The organism is Paenibacillus sp. 453mf, from assembly GCF_900116105.1.
Lineage (GTDB): Bacteria > Bacillota > Bacilli > Paenibacillales > Paenibacillaceae > Paenibacillus > Paenibacillus provencensis.
This window is the reverse complement of record NZ_FPAC01000001.1, coordinates 1,793,524-1,807,924: the sequence shown is the minus strand read 5'-3', so window position 1 is coordinate 1,807,924 and position 14,401 is coordinate 1,793,524. Positions and strand designations below refer to the sequence as shown.

At 44.4% G+C, this 14,401-nt stretch carries 12 protein-coding genes, 1 pseudogene and 1 riboswitch; of the genes and pseudogenes, 11 read left to right on the top strand and 2 right to left on the bottom strand.

Annotated features, from left to right (window positions below):
- Nucleotides 1-98 precede the first annotated feature (98 nt).
- A riboswitch (guanidine-I (ykkC/yxkD leader) is annotated at nt 99-208 on the top strand.
- A 71-nt stretch (nt 209-279) separates the two neighbouring features.
- The 7 genes and pseudogenes from BM415_RS08645 (at nt 280) to BM415_RS08615 (ending at nt 8,930) form a co-directional block, all read left to right on the top strand.
- On the top strand, nt 280-1,002 hold the full coding sequence (locus tag BM415_RS08645; RefSeq protein ID WP_091156858.1) for an urea amidolyase associated protein UAAP1: 723 nt from the start codon (nt 280-282) through the stop codon (nt 1,000-1,002).
- A 2-nt stretch (nt 1,003-1,004) separates the two neighbouring features.
- Complete coding sequence (locus tag BM415_RS08640; protein WP_091156857.1) at nt 1,005-1,673, top strand: urea amidolyase associated protein UAAP2; 669 nt, start codon at nt 1,005-1,007, stop codon at nt 1,671-1,673.
- A complete protein-coding gene (uca, locus tag BM415_RS08635; RefSeq protein WP_091156854.1) occupies nt 1,666-5,283 on the top strand; it encodes an urea carboxylase in 3,618 nt (1,205 codons plus the stop codon). The genes BM415_RS08640 and uca overlap by 8 nt, the downstream gene beginning before the upstream one ends.
- Nucleotides 5,280-7,013, top strand: a complete 1,734-nt coding sequence (gene atzF / locus BM415_RS08630) for an allophanate hydrolase (protein WP_091156852.1) — start codon at nt 5,280-5,282, stop codon at nt 7,011-7,013. The genes uca and atzF overlap by 4 nt, the downstream gene beginning before the upstream one ends.
- A 21-nt stretch (nt 7,014-7,034) precedes the next feature.
- Nucleotides 7,035-7,202 (top strand): annotated as a pseudogene (locus tag BM415_RS08625) (SMR family transporter); the annotation flags it as partial.
- A 351-nt stretch (nt 7,203-7,553) separates the two neighbouring features.
- Nucleotides 7,554-8,129, top strand: coding sequence for a LysE family translocator (locus BM415_RS08620; protein ID WP_091156850.1), 576 nt, complete (start codon nt 7,554-7,556; stop codon nt 8,127-8,129).
- A 21-nt stretch (nt 8,130-8,150) separates the two neighbouring features.
- Nucleotides 8,151-8,930, top strand: coding sequence for an AraC family transcriptional regulator (locus tag BM415_RS08615; RefSeq protein WP_091156848.1), 780 nt, complete (start codon nt 8,151-8,153; stop codon nt 8,928-8,930).
- 44 nt (nt 8,931-8,974) lie between these two features.
- On the opposite strand, the gene BM415_RS08610 is transcribed toward BM415_RS08615, so the two are convergent.
- A complete protein-coding gene (locus tag BM415_RS08610) occupies nt 8,975-9,937 on the bottom strand; it encodes a helix-turn-helix transcriptional regulator (RefSeq protein WP_091156846.1) in 963 nt (320 codons plus the stop codon).
- A 113-nt stretch (nt 9,938-10,050) separates the two neighbouring features.
- Here BM415_RS08610 and BM415_RS08605 point away from each other — a divergent pair, with 113 nt between their 5' ends.
- From BM415_RS08605 to BM415_RS08585, 4 genes are all read left to right on the top strand, one after another.
- Nucleotides 10,051-10,530 carry a GyrI-like domain-containing protein gene (locus tag BM415_RS08605; protein ID WP_091156844.1) on the top strand — a complete coding sequence of 160 codons (480 nt, stop codon included), beginning with the start codon at nt 10,051-10,053 and terminating at the stop codon, nt 10,528-10,530.
- Between the two features lie 18 nt (nt 10,531-10,548).
- Nucleotides 10,549-11,013 carry a phage tail protein gene (locus BM415_RS08600; protein ID WP_091156842.1) on the top strand — a complete coding sequence of 155 codons (465 nt, stop codon included), beginning with the start codon at nt 10,549-10,551 and terminating at the stop codon, nt 11,011-11,013.
- Nucleotides 11,014-11,559: 546 nt separating this feature from the next.
- Complete coding sequence (locus tag BM415_RS08590) at nt 11,560-12,195, top strand: glycoside hydrolase family 11 protein (RefSeq protein ID WP_091156837.1); 636 nt, start codon at nt 11,560-11,562, stop codon at nt 12,193-12,195.
- 193 nt (nt 12,196-12,388) lie between these two features.
- The gene (locus BM415_RS08585; protein ID WP_091156836.1) at nt 12,389-13,228 is read left to right on the top strand and encodes a formylglycine-generating enzyme family protein; all 840 of its coding nucleotides are present in this window, start codon (nt 12,389-12,391) and stop codon (nt 13,226-13,228) included.
- Nucleotides 13,229-13,319: 91 nt separating this feature from the next.
- Here BM415_RS08585 and BM415_RS08580 read toward each other — a convergent pair whose 3' ends face one another.
- Nucleotides 13,320-14,090, bottom strand: a complete 771-nt coding sequence (locus BM415_RS08580; RefSeq protein ID WP_091156833.1) for an EcsC family protein — start codon at nt 14,088-14,090, stop codon at nt 13,320-13,322.
- Nucleotides 14,091-14,401: the final 311 nt, after the last annotated feature.

Genomic DNA, 14,401 nt, shown 5'->3' with positions numbered 1-14,401 from the left:
TTTAATACAAATGAATTCGGAATGTTTTGAGTTTTTTGGTATTTTTTATTGCATTATCGGATAAATAGAGTTAGTATTTATGACATCAACAATTACATACCAAAGTTTTCTAGGGTTCCGGGTCGTATACACCGGCTGGCTGGTCCGAGAGAAAACGCATCAGTATATTCTGTTCTGATGTACACGGCGGGAAAAAAGCCCGGGAGAATCGATCAAAGTGTTCTTTGATGTTTCTCCCGGGCTTTTTTATTTTTATATGGACACAGGAGGAATGAAATCATGACAGCATTATTCTCAATCACAGTAGAGCCAGGCGGCAAATGGTCAGCTTATGTGGGCAGAGGTAAAGCCATTACATTTACGGCCCAAAGTGACAGGGCCAATCTGTCCACATTATTGTTTCATGCACCTTATCCATCTGAAAAATACAACATGCCAGATACGCTGAAAGCTCAGCATACTGCATTATTGTCACAGGGACATGTGTTAATGAGTGACCAGGGCAGAGTACTTGCCTCCATTATTGAGGACTCGGTCGGTTGGCATGATCCACTATCTGGTTATACAACAAAGCAAATGACGGATGAAAAATATGGTGTAACAAGTTATCAGGAGGATCGTAACCAGCGACTGCGAAATGGGGAAGAGAACTTGATTGTGGAAATGTACAGACATAATTTATCCCCGCGAGACATGAGCTCTCCCATCAACTTCTTCTCGAAAGTCATCTGTGAGCTGGACGGAAGTATGAAATATGTCCCTCAACCCACGGCAGGTAAAGCGGTGACGATTCGAACGGAAATGGATGTGCTGCTGGTATTGTCGAATACGCCTAATCCATTAGATCCTTCGTCAGATTATCCTGAAGCAAGTGTTCAAATTGATGTTGCTGATACAGCACCTGCCAATGAAAACGATCTATGTGTTACACATTGTGATGAGAATAGACGAGCGTTTGAAAATACTTGGAATGCTTACGCATTGATGAAGGGAGCTAACTGATGATGAGTACAATGAATCCGGTACTGAGCAGTCTCAAGCCAGAAGATGCAGCATACGAACAGACCATTCCGGCAGGTGAGGGCTGGCTATACGACCTCAAGCAGGGGCAGGTACTGCGAATTGTTGATGTGGAAGGCAATCAGGCAGTGGACACTCTTTTTTATTCGAGCGAGGATCCAAGTGATCATTACAGTGCTGTACGCACCATATCGAATCAGAGCAATATTTACCTGACTACAGGGTCCACCTTATTAGCTGAATCCGGTAAGGAGCTGCTCCTTATTATTGCTGATACTTGTGGCAGACATGATACGATCGGCGGAGCATGCTCAGCTCAGAGTAATACGGTTCGTTACGCGCACGACAAGCTTCCCATGCATAACTGCCGAGACACCTTTATGCTGATGTTATCTGAGCGCAGTGAGTACACGAAGCAGGATTTAGCTCCTAACGTGAATTTCTTTATGAACGTACCTGTTACACCAGAAGGTGAGCTGACTTTTGCGGATGGAATCTCGGGTCCAGGGCGATATGTTGAGCTGGTTGCTCTTGCCCCAGTGACTGTGCTGATCAGCAACTGCCCGCAGCTGAACAATCCTTGTAACGGCTACAATCCTACCCCGGCAAAAGTACTGATCTGGGAAGCGAAAGGGGAACAACGCGATGTTTAATAAAGTATTGGTGGCCAATCGTGGTGCAATTGCGGTAAGAATCATTCGCACATTGAAAAAGATGGGGATTTCGTCCGTCGCTGTTTATACAAAAGCAGATCGAGACAGTCTTCATGTAGAGCATGCGGATGAAGCGGTTCTGATCGGGGACGGACCGGCTAAGGAAAGCTATGTGAATGCCGAAATGATCTTAAATACAGCATTGGCTGCTGGGGCGGATGCCATTCATCCTGGATATGGCTTCTTAAGTGAGAATGCGTTTTTTGCACAAGCCTGCACTGATCATGGAATTACCTTTATCGGTCCAACGGCAGAGCATATCGAGCTCTTTGGATTAAAGCATACAGCCCGTGCCATGGCAGAGGAAGCCGGTGTTCCGCTTCTCCCGGGAACCGGTCTTATTGAGACAGTCGAAGCTGCCGCTCAGGAGGCAGCAGCGATCGGTTATCCTGTCATGCTGAAATCGACAGCAGGTGGTGGAGGCATAGGAATGCGAATCTGCGAGGACGAGTCTGTGCTCCGTTCAGCCTTTGATTCGGTAACTCGGCTGGCGATAAGTAATTTTAATGACGGCGGTGTTTTTCTCGAAAAATATATTGCCAGAGCGCGACACGTGGAGGTACAGATCTTCGGAAGTTCAAGCGGCGAAGCCGTTGCCCTTGGCGAAAGAGATTGCTCAGTACAGAGACGAAATCAAAAAATCATCGAAGAAACACCGGCACCACAGCTGCCTGATCATGTGAGAGCGGAGATGCTGGACAGTTCACGAAGGCTTGCTAAGACCGCAGGTTATCGGAATGCAGGTACGGTTGAGTTTTTATACGATCCGGAGAATGAACAATTTTATTTTCTCGAAGTGAACACACGTCTTCAAGTGGAGCACGGTGTTACAGAAGAAGTGCTTGGTATAGATCTGGTGGAATGGATGTTAAGAGAGGCTGCGAATGAGTTCAATTTATTGAATACTGATCTCCCGCAGTCCGAGGGTCACAGCCTTCAGGTGCGTCTATATGCCGAGGATTGCGTTCATGATTTTCGTCCAAGTGACGGTCGGATCGACGCTATATGCTGGCCGGAAGGTGTACGTGTAGAATCCTGGATTCAAAAAGGTGTGGAGATCACAACGCTATATGATCCGATGCTGGCCAAAATTATCGTGCATGCGAATACAAGATCCGAAGCTATTGCCAAGATGACAGAGGCTTTACATCGTCTTCGTATATATGGAATAACTACAAATCAATCTTATATTGAAGCGTTCCTCCAAACCGAGCTCTTCCAAAAAGGCGAAGTATACACTCGCATGCTCGGTGGATTTATGCCTGAAGAACATGCGATCGAAGTGCTGGACGGCGGCGTACAGACGACGGTACAGGATTATCCGGGAAGAACTGGATATTGGGATATCGGTGTACCGCCATCAGGACCGATGGATCGTCTTGCATTTCGGATCGGCAACAAGCTCTTAGGTAACGGGGAAGAGGCCCCAGGTCTCGAATTGACTCTTCGAGGCGGAGAATATCTGTTCAGAGATAAGATTACCTTCTGTATCACTGGAGCGGATATGGAGGCTCAATTAAATGGTAAGCCTGTAGAAATGTATTCACCGACGGTAGCACCTGCAGGTGCCATCCTTAAATTTGGTGAAGCTAAAAAGGGAATGCGAACTTATCTGCTAGTAGCAGGTGGGCTTGATATGCCGCTCACACTAGGAAGTGCATCTACTTTTACACTCGGTGGATTCGGAGGACATACGGGGAGTGCTCTGAGATCCGGCGCCGTGGTTCGTGTAGTCAGACAGACAGATGGAATAACGCTGCCGGCGCTTGCTGAAGTCTCAAGACCGATTTATATGAAAGAATGGACCATTGGCGTTATTCCAGGACCGCATTGTACTGCGGAATATCTGCTGCCTGCTTATTTGGACCAGCTTACAGGAACGGAGTGGGAGGTTCATTTTAACAGTTCAAGAACAGGCGTAAGGTTGATTGGCCCTGCTCCAATGTGGGCGAGAGAAGACGGAGGAGATGCAGGACTGCATCCATCGAATATTCATGATAATGCTTATGCGGTTGGTGCGCTTGATCTAACAGGTGATATGCCTATATTACTCGGACCGGATGGCCCAAGTCTCGGTGGATTCGTCTGCCCGGTTACAACGGCATCAGCTGAGCTGTGGAAGATCGGTCAATTAAGTCCAGGTGATAAGGTGCGGTTTCAGCTGATTACCGTAGAAGAAGCGGAGCAGTTAAGAAGTGAGCAGGAGATGTACCTCCATTCTCTATCGGCAGGTCCCGTATTGCCGTTGCTATCTGAGCAATCCACAGGAGAATACATGCCCATTTTGGCATTTGCTGAGGATCATAGACGCTTTCCGATTACGGTCCGTTGCTCCGGAGATGAGAATATCTTGATTGAATATGGTGAGCGTGAGCTAAATCTTCTCTACCGCTTCCAGGTATATGTGCTCATGCAAGCACTGCAAGAACGAGGCGATATTCCATATATTGAAATGACACCTGGCATTCGTTCTTTGCAGGTTCATCTGGATGCTTCAATAATGACGGTAAAAGAAGCAGCAGCTCTAATTATGGATATTGACCTGCAGCTCCCGGAATTAGAGTCGATTGAAGTACCTTCCCGGATCGTGAAGCTTCCGTTATCCTGGGATGATCCAGCAATAAGGCTGGCGATTGAACGTTATCAGCAAAATGTAAGACCGGATGCGCCATGGTGTCCGAGCAACCTGGAATTCATTCGCAGAATGAATGGGCTGGGTTCCATGGAGGAGGTTGCAGAGATTGTATTTAACGCTTCGTATCTGGTGATGGGACTTGGCGATGTTTACTTAGGAGCACCTGTTGCCGTACCGCTTGATCCAAGACACCGGCTTGTCACAACAAAATATAATCCGGCCAGAACCTGGACCCCGGAAAATGCGGTCGGAATTGGGGGAGCTTACCTCTGTGTATATGGTATGGAAGGCCCTGGAGGATATCAATTTGTCGGGCGAACCGTTCAAATGTGGAATAAATTCCGGGAAACAGTCAATTTCGAACAAGGCAAGCCATGGTTGCTTCGCTTCTTTGACCAGCTTCGCTTCTATCCTGTATCCGAAGAAGAGCTGCTACAAATGAGAGAGGATTTTCCGAGAGGCGAATTCAAAGTAGAAGTTGAGGAGACAACCTTTAAATTGGGGGAATATTTACACGGGCTGGAGAGCATTGAGAACGAGTCAAGTAAATTCCGTCATCAGCAGCAATCGGCCTTTCAGGCTGAAAGAGCTTATTGGAAAAAGCTTGGTATTGCTGAGTATGTAGCTGAGCCTGAGGTGAATGCCTCATTAGGAGAAGAGGATCTGCCAGAAGGAAGTCTCGGAGTTAACAGCTCGATGTCGGGCAGTGTATGGAAGGTATTAGTGGAAGAAGGGCAGCAGGTTAAGAAAGGCGATACTATTATAATAGAGGAAAGTATGAAAATGGAGTTTCCGCAGACGGCTCCATTGGACGGAATCATCGCATCTATTTATGTTACCTCCGGTGACCAGGTACGCTCCGGCGATTGTATTGCTGCGATTACACCGATCGAAGAGGAGGCGACAGCATCATGACGATCAATGCCGTACCGTATAATATGACATTGGATTCCTTGAGAACAGGGTATTTGAAACAGCAGTTTACACCTCTTGATGTTATCGAAGCCATTATTCAGAGAGCCGAAGAGGATAAAGACAAAAATATTTGGATAATGCCACCATCCATTGAGCGCATATCATCATATATACGGCATCTACAGGATATGGATATGGCGGACCACCCATTATGGGGAATCCCCTTTGCAATAAAGGACAATATAGAGGTTGCCGGCTGGCCGGTGACGGCCGGGTGTCCGGACTATTCCTATATTCCTGCTGAGCACAGTGAAGTGGTTACGAGATTGATTGCAGCAGGAGCTATTCCAGTCGGCAAGAGCAATCTGGATCAGTTTGCGACAGGCCTGGTCGGTACTAGAAGTCCCTATGGTGAAACACATAATGCGCTGCGGGATGAACTGATTAGTGGTGGCTCAAGCTCAGGATCGGCTGTTGCGCTTGCTCTTGGGCAATGTGCTTTTTCGCTCGGTACAGATACGGCCGGCTCGGGTAGAGTTCCAGCAGCATTGAATGGATTAGTAGGCTATAAGCCAGCTGTAGGTGCTTGGCCGTCAACAGGTTTGATTCCGGCTTGCCGTAGTATTGATTGCATTACAGTGTTTGCGCACAGCGTGGAAGATGCCGGGATGATAGATCAATTGGTTCGCGGAAAAAAACAAGGTGACGCCTATTCAAGAGACATTCCACTTGGAAATTCCGTAATGCCTGAGAAATGGCTGCTTCCTCAAGGGGAGGTTAGCTTCTACGGTCCCTTTGCTGCAGAATATAAGAAAGCTTGGGAAGAAGTAAGACACAGCATAACTTCTTCTGGCCTCCTCGTAGAGGAAGTAGATATTTCCTTATTTCAGGAAGCTGCAGCACTGCTCTACGAAGGACCGTTGGTAGCAGAGAGATGGTCTGATCTTGAGTCATTTATTGAAGAAAAACCAGGCTCTGCCTTCCCTGTAACAGAGCAGATTCTCAGATCTGGAGCCAGGGAAGATTATACTGCAGCCGCTTTGTTCCGTGCACAGCATAGGTTAGCCGAAATCAAAGAAACAACTCGAGGAATGATGACTAATGGGGTCTTGGTTCTTCCTACATGCGGAGGCACGTGGACACGTGAGCAGGTTCGCGTCGATCCTGTTCATACCAATAGTCAAATGGGCTTATATACAAATCACTGCAACTTACTCGACTTAAGTGCAGTGGCTATACCTGCAGGGAATGCGGCTGATAACTTACCGTTTGGGATCACATTGTTCTCACTGCCTGAAGAAGAATCGAGGATGGTAGAAGCGGCGAAATGGTATCAGAAGAATGATGAGCATGTAACTGTTGCAGTGTGTGGTCTTCATATGAAAGGCATGCCGTTTGAGAAGCAAATGACCGCACTGCGAGCCGTTTTTGTTGAAGAGATCCATACCGCTTCCCATTATCAGCTGTTTAAGCTTGATACAATGCCGCCTAAACCGGGGCTTGTTCGAGTAAATCATAACGGTGCGGCAATTCAGCTTGAGCTGTGGAAAATGCCCGTCGCTTCATTTGGAGCATTTACCGCTTCCATTCCATCCCCTCTTGGCATTAGTAAGATTGAGCTAGAGGATGGGAGATGGGTGTCCGGATTTGTCTGTGAAGCTGCTGCGGTTCAAGAAGCGCTGAATATAACGTCTTCCGGCGGCTGGAGGCATGCTGTCGTTCATTCCTAAAGCATTATCACGCTATTTGATATGAAAACTCTGCCGATGGGGACAGCCTATGCCGTGTGGACAGGAATAGGGGCATCGGGTGGTGCCATACTAGGTATGATCTTTTACGGTGAACCGAGAAATATATTAAGAATGGTGTTCATTGCCATGGTGCTGGGATCTGCAGTCGGTTTGAAGCTGGTCAGCTAACAATAAATTAAATGAATAGCTTGAAGCGGCCATAATGGCCGCTTTCTTTTTGTAATATAAGGGCTTGAAACGGAATCAATATATTATAATTTCAATATATGAAAAATTCATAATAATAAAGCCTAATGTACTCAGCTCATTCTCCCTTAGCATCCTAACATCGAATCTACACCCTTTCATAGAAAAAAAGCACTACACGAAGACATCATAAAATGCAAATTTGTTTTAGCAAATGCGGAAAGTTTACATAACATTTACTATGTGTCAACATAAAATTCTGCAATAATGTACTATAGACCCTGTAACTCGAGATGTATGATTTGAGGACCACATATTAAAAGAGAGGTTCTTATGAATATGACATCTTTTCTGCTCTATTGCATCATCGCGACATTTACTCCGGGGCCAACGAATATTGTCATCTTATCGACGGTACATCATTTTGGTACTAAAAAAGCGATCCAATATACATACGGAGCGACATTTGGATTTGCCTTATTGCTGTTCATTTCTGCTATATTAAATTCAGTGCTGATTACGGTGCTTCCTAGAGTAATGATTATCATGCAAGTCATTGGAAGCCTGTATATGCTATATCTTACCTATCTGATCTGTATCAAGAAGTCATCGGAGTCCGACTCCAAGCATCTGGCAACCTTTTGGTCTGGATTTATAATGCAATTTCTTAATCCAAAGGTAGTTCTGTTTACACTAACGGTAATACCTACGTTTATTATGCCTTACTATAACTCGGGAACGGCCATGACATTAAGTATCATGGTGATTACGATCATTGGATTTGCGGCATTTATGACATGGCTTATTTTCGGCGCGATATTCAAAACATTTCTACAGAAACATCAGAAGATCGTTAACCTAGTCATGGGGATCGGTCTTATCTATGCAGCATTAATGATATGGATATAAGATAGTGAGGAGGTATAGGCTGTGGAACAATTTATTTATAAAAAATCGGCAGGTTTAACCGTACTATCCGCGAATATGACGGAGTTTAAATATAAGAAACATGCACATGAGGAGTATGCCATTGGCGTAACCTTACGAGGAATCCAGCATTATCACCTGGACGGAACCTTGCAATTATCGCATCCAAATGGAGTAATGTTCTTTAATCCAGAACAAGCCCATGACGGAATGGCACATGATCATTCAGGGCTGGAATATGTAATGCTGTATGTGGAGCCAAGTCTTTTCTTACAAGCTGCTCAAAGAAAAGACATTGTGCGATTTTCAACACCGATCATGTATGATCGCATGCTGAAACAGCAAATATTGAACCTATCTTATAACGTGTTAAACGAGAAGGATGAAGCGCAGAGCAATGAGTTGTTCCTATCGCTTACCGACCGTCTATTTCAAGTGGATTCAATTGCAAATGCCAAAAAAGACACCAAGCTCATCACAACAGCAAAAGAAATGATTCGTGCGAATTTAGATCAAGTACTTATGCTTGATGATATTTGTAAAGAGCTGGGTTGTTCCAAATTTCAGCTTATTCGCATGTTCAAAGCGCATACGGGAATATCCCCGTATCAATATTTTCTGAACTGTAAAGTAGAGCGCGCCAAGCATATTATTGAAATCAATAAGGATATTTATCTCGCCGTAGCTGCATGCGGCTTCGTTGATCTTACGCATCTGAACAGACATTTCAAAAGTGTATACGGACTAACCGCATTTGAATACATGACTCATATGGATGGATAGTGAGTCTGGGTATAAATCTGGAGCAGTGAATTTAATGACATGGCCTATGCATGGTATAGTCCTAATCTCTCTTTTATCTCGTTCGAAATTGCACATGGTACTTCTCGCAGCTTAATATCCGTGCCTAAGAAGAGCAGCCAATTCGTTATTTCAGTGAGCTCTTCCCCACGATTTATATTTACGAACATCTTAAGCAAGGCCGTTGTTTGATAAGGATTCGTATAGGATAGAGAGACTTTGAACGGATGATATTTTTTATACTGAGCAATCGCCTTAGGACCCAGTTCGAGAACAAGGTTAAAGGCTTCTTCCTGCTTATTTAATCTCTGAAGGATTTTTTTCTTACTTTCTCTTTTCTTCACAGGGTAGGTGATCACGTCGAGCAGTTGGTCGACAGGGATAGTCTGCCTCTGTTCCTCCTCCATATTAAAGGCTTCAATATGCCACACGCTTTTTTCACGATACAAATGCAAGAGGTATATAGGATATGATCTTATTCCCCTCCCTTCCTTAACGGTGACCAGTAAATAACTATCCAATAGCAGGATTTGAATCAGCTGTTCTAACATAGGATGCGGCAGATCGGACAGATCAAGCAGGTCAGGATTGTGAGGATTCGTACCTTCAAATTGTAGTATTTGATTCAGCACAACAAGATCCTCCTGCAGGTTCTCGGAGAGGAGAGCCAGTAATTTTTCAGTTAAAGAGTGGCGACTCTTTAGATAAGGGAGTTGTTGGTTCCTTGTTGCCATAAACGCAATAAATAGAGCTTTGATCTCATTATCGGTAAAGCGGATCGTAGGAAGCACAGAGTTATTCATAACAAAATAACCCCCGTCTCTTCCAACTTCCGCCACAAGCGGCATACCCATGGCTTCAATCTCTCTAATGTCTCGAATTGCTGTTGAACGTGAGATATTAAATTCCCGCATGATTTCAGAAATTGTAAATTGGGCACGGTTGTTGATATATCGCATGATGAGATTAATTCGTTCCACTTTTTTCATCCGGCACCTCTAAACAGTATCATTTTTTGACATGATTTAAGGTTATTATAAACCCATCAAGTGAAAACTTAAATTATACTGAAAAATGAAATGAAGAGGGAAGGGTGTTTATCATGAGTAATTATGTAATCGAGGAAAAAGAAAGCTTCATCGTATTAGGGATAGGGACAGAGCTAACGAGCGACTACACGGACTACGCTGGTATTAATAAGGAAAAGTCAGATTTCTGGCGTACCATTGAGCAAGATGGCAGATTTGAACGTTTAAAGTCGGTGGCTGAAAATGACTATGTATTCGCTGTAAACGAAGCAGTAAATAACAAGATGATGTACTATGCAGGTGTCATGACAGAGGCAACGCTGCCAGAACAAACCAGAGTGATCCAATTTCCTGAAGGAGAATACTTGATTGTCAGAGGAGAAGCAAATACGCCGGGTGAACTCAGCAACATGCTCACAGGTATTGCCTTCGGTCAAGTACTGCCGGAAGCGAATCATATTGCTTATGTCGGTGGACCGAATGCCACTGTGGAGATGGGAGAGCGAGAGGGCGTCTATTATGGTGAGATGTGGATTCCTGTCGTTAGAAAATAGAATGGTGAGGTGGAATAGATGACCTATATTGTAGATTATATCAATGTGTCTGCAAATGGCTTGGAGTCTTCAGCTGCAGCTGAAGCGCTCGCCGGTTTACGAGCCAATGAAGCTCGTTATTTTATGAACAAATATAAGCATGTGTTTACGGTAATCCCTGCTAGCGAGAGTCAAGAGACTCTGGATTATGTGAACCGTATATTGAGAGAAGAACGCGATATTAAGTTTGCAGCGAAGCCTTTAGAAACTTCGCGTTTCCAAGTGGAGAATATTAAGTTTGCTTATGTTTTTTACGAAAACGGTCTTTCGGTCAACGTCATGTATACAGTAGATGATCCCAAGAAGCGTGCGGTTGGATTTAAGCTGTCTGAAGGGATCGAAGTGCCGGAGGAGCTAGAAGGGAAATTTAAGTTCGCGAGGCAAAAATCGAAACTGGCAGGGACCATTCGGGGATCTTTCTTTGTGATAAAAGGAGAATATTAGATATTACTGGGACAGCTCAGCTCAAAGTCTGCTTCAATGCAGAGGAACGGGTCTGAGCTGTTTCTCGTTTTACGTTAAATTAGGTAAGTGGTTTTTTTAACTATTACAATAGCCACAGAATGTATATACAGATGGTGATTAATAATGAATCCTATATAAATCTGATGACGTAAGAACAGCTTACCTTAATTCTAACTCCAGAAGAAGTCGTAGAAGTCGTAGAGGTCATTGCCAATCTTGACCTTCGTCAGAAATTCATGGAGGCTGTTTTTGCAAATATTAAGAATAAATACGGAACAATTGAGTCATTTCTGGAACAGGAATTGGATTTTAATGAGTTAAAATTGATTCTTGAACTAAACATATTACAGTTTAATCTATACTTTGACATGTTGTTATGTATGCGCTTCCATTTTATAATCTTCAGGAAAGGAGGGATGGAAAAAGTTTACAGATATTTATCATCCTAGGACCAGCATAATTCTACAACATTACTGCAAGACAACAGATCTTGTGTAAAAAATGAAAATTATGAGGAGGAAGAGTATGTTTAAACTGAGAAAGAAATTGTTAACGGCCGTATTGGCCGCATCCATGAGTTTTGGTTTATTTGCAGCAACCTCGAGCGCTGCTACAGACTACTGGCAAAATTGGACGGATGGCGGAGGTACGGTCAATGCTGTGAATGGCTCAGGAGGAAATTACAGTGTGACATGGCAGAACACAGGCAACTTTGTTGTAGGTAAAGGCTGGAATACGGGATCACCTAACCGAACAGTCAATTACAATGCTGGCGTATGGGCACCATCGGGCAACGGCTATTTAACACTGTATGGTTGGACGAGAAATTCCCTCATTGAATATTATGTGGTTGACAGTTGGGGTACTTATCGGCCTACAGGAACTCATAAAGGTACGGTGACCAGTGATGGGGGCACATATGACATTTATCAAACAATGCGCTACAATGCACCTTCAATTGACGGTACACAAACGTTTACCCAATATTGGAGTGTTAGACAGTCGAAGAGACCAACTGGCGTCAATTCCGCAATTACTTTCAGCAACCATGTGAATGCATGGGCGAGCAAAGGAATGAACCTGGGAAGCAGCTGGTCGTATCAAGTATTAGCAACAGAGGGATATCAGAGCAGCGGTAGTTCTAATGTAACGGTGTGGTAATCCATAGAGGTCCAGTCTTAAGCTTGTAATTCATACTAGTATGTCAATGAACATTCGAATAGGCCCGGCCTATGTTAGGCCGTTAATCGCATTCGTTTTAACGGCCTAACATGCCTGGATACAGATGCTTGTTGTCAATCTTTTTCTCTATCGCAACCACATTCTCTCGATCGAATCAAAGGAGATCTGATCCATGACTAAGCTATTCATATTTCTCTTAAGCGCAGCGATGATCTTGATCAGTGGTTGTACGCCGGATCAGACCGCTAATAGCGCCGAGCAGAAGTCAGACAACGATAACCTTGTTTTTGTTGAAGGCGGGAGTCTGAAGAATAAAGATGAATCGGTTTCAAGCTTCTACATTGGCAAATATGAGGTAACTCAGCAGGAATGGGTGGAAGTGATGGGAAGCAATCCGTCTGCATTTACGGGAGATCAGTTACCTGTCCAGATGGTGAGCTGGTATGATGCCGTAGAATATTGTAATCAGAGGAGTATCAAAGAAGGCTTAACGCCGTATTACGACATTGATAAAGAACACAAAGATACAGCCAATATAAATGATCACGATAATGTAAAATGGACAGTAACGGTGAATGAAGGTGCTGATGGTTACCGGCTGCCAACTGAAGCCGAATGGGAGTATGCTGCAAGCGGAGGAGAGGCAAGTAAAGGGTACACATACAGTGGAAGCAGCAATGCGGACGAAGTCGCATGGTACTGGAGAAATGCCGGTGACAAATACTTATCCGGAGACTGGAACTGGCCTATTATAGAGAGCAATAAGAATACACCCAAACCAATTGGTAAACAAAAGCCAAATGAACTAGGGATTTATGATATGTCAGGAAATGTTAGAGAGTGGTGCTGGGACTGGTATGAAGGCCAGGATTTCAAGAGCGGAATGCTGCGAGTGGTCAAGGGTGGAGGCTGGATCGGCGACGTTAGTAATAATGAAATCACCTTTCGAGGAAAATTCGATGCGAATGGATTCGGACCTGATCAGGGCTTTCGTGTGGTTCGTAGTGAATAATCAGGAGTCTAAGATTTTACACAAAACAGCTCAATCCTGCTAACTACTGCTTGGAGTAGGTTAACAGATTCGAGCTGTTTTTCGTTTCTACTTATATTGGTTGACCATGGTCTGGAATAATCCCATCCTTAGCATCATCATGTAATCTGCGCAGTCGGTAAGCATTCATAGCGAATTCACGGAGCTCCTCAAGGATCGTATAGTTCGCCCAGGCCCCTGCGATAGCACCGATCCCAGGTACCATTTGCAGCATTTTTCGAAAATCAATCGCATCTCGGTACTCCTTCTGAAAGGAGTCCCAATCCATGTTCTTAGAATAGTCAGCATCAGAGATCCATTGCTCCTTCTCGATATGCCAATGCTTAATGGAATCGAGCAGTCTGGCACGGTTCTCAGCACCCGAATAGGTCATCTGAAATAGCTTGAGAATAAATATTCTTTCGGAGAACTGCTTGGTGTCATAACCGTACACATGGGCTGTTTCGAACAAGTACTTCATCTTGATGCCGATTAGTGCAGGGAAGTCCACCATACTAAACATAATACCACCAGCACCGGTTCCAGCGCCTTCAGCAACCGCGATTTTTTGGTAGAGGTTAAACAATTCCTTGGCCTCCTCATCCGCAGTCTCTAGATCCAAACCATGCTGAACCGAACGTCTCGGTGTATACTCTGCGCCAAATAATGCCGTACGAACAATGGATTTAATGGTGGTCGTTATGACGGTGTGCACCTTCGGGGGAATGATGTGATTAATTCGAGTGCCGATCGTTTTCGATGTTTTTTCGAGCCATCCCGGTGGTTTAAAGAGTTGTTGTTCCCAATCTTTCACTTCCTTCTTAAGTTTAAGCTCATAATTCATTCGTGATCGCTCCTCTAAAAGTCATGACTATATTCTAATGGATACTTCGCTTTAGTGGAATAGACCTTAGCTGGTTAATGAGCCTGGGCCGAGGTCCAGTACAACTATTTATTATTGTTTCTTAGTTCAATCTATACTTCTTGTCTTGACCAAATTCGTTGCTTCCATGCACCCTAGGAGTTATAATTTCCTTACACTATTTGAATTGGGGGTCATACCGTGGCAATGTTGGCAGCAGTGCTGGATTGCTCGTTCGCTAGAACGCCTTACGCAAAGCCTGAATGGGGCGAGCTTTGTGTAGGGCGCGATCA

Coding starts and splice junctions, on each gene's coding strand:
- BM415_RS08645 (WP_091156858.1), top strand. CDS start 280: ATGACAGCATTATTCTCAATCACAGTAGAGCCAGGCGGCAAATGGTCA.
- BM415_RS08640 (WP_091156857.1), top strand. CDS start 1,005: ATGAGTACAATGAATCCGGTACTGAGCAGTCTCAAGCCAGAAGATGCA.
- uca (WP_091156854.1), top strand. CDS start 1,666: ATGTTTAATAAAGTATTGGTGGCCAATCGTGGTGCAATTGCGGTAAGA.
- atzF (WP_091156852.1), top strand. CDS start 5,280: ATGACGATCAATGCCGTACCGTATAATATGACATTGGATTCCTTGAGA.
- BM415_RS08620 (WP_091156850.1), top strand. CDS start 7,554: ATGAATATGACATCTTTTCTGCTCTATTGCATCATCGCGACATTTACT.
- BM415_RS08610 (WP_091156846.1), bottom strand. CDS start 9,937: ATGAAAAAAGTGGAACGAATTAATCTCATCATGCGATATATCAACAAC.
- BM415_RS08605 (WP_091156844.1), top strand. CDS start 10,051: ATGAGTAATTATGTAATCGAGGAAAAAGAAAGCTTCATCGTATTAGGG.
- BM415_RS08600 (WP_091156842.1), top strand. CDS start 10,549: ATGACCTATATTGTAGATTATATCAATGTGTCTGCAAATGGCTTGGAG.
- BM415_RS08590 (WP_091156837.1), top strand. CDS start 11,560: ATGTTTAAACTGAGAAAGAAATTGTTAACGGCCGTATTGGCCGCATCC.
- BM415_RS08585 (WP_091156836.1), top strand. CDS start 12,389: ATGACTAAGCTATTCATATTTCTCTTAAGCGCAGCGATGATCTTGATC.
- BM415_RS08580 (WP_091156833.1), bottom strand. CDS start 14,090: ATGAATTATGAGCTTAAACTTAAGAAGGAAGTGAAAGATTGGGAACAA.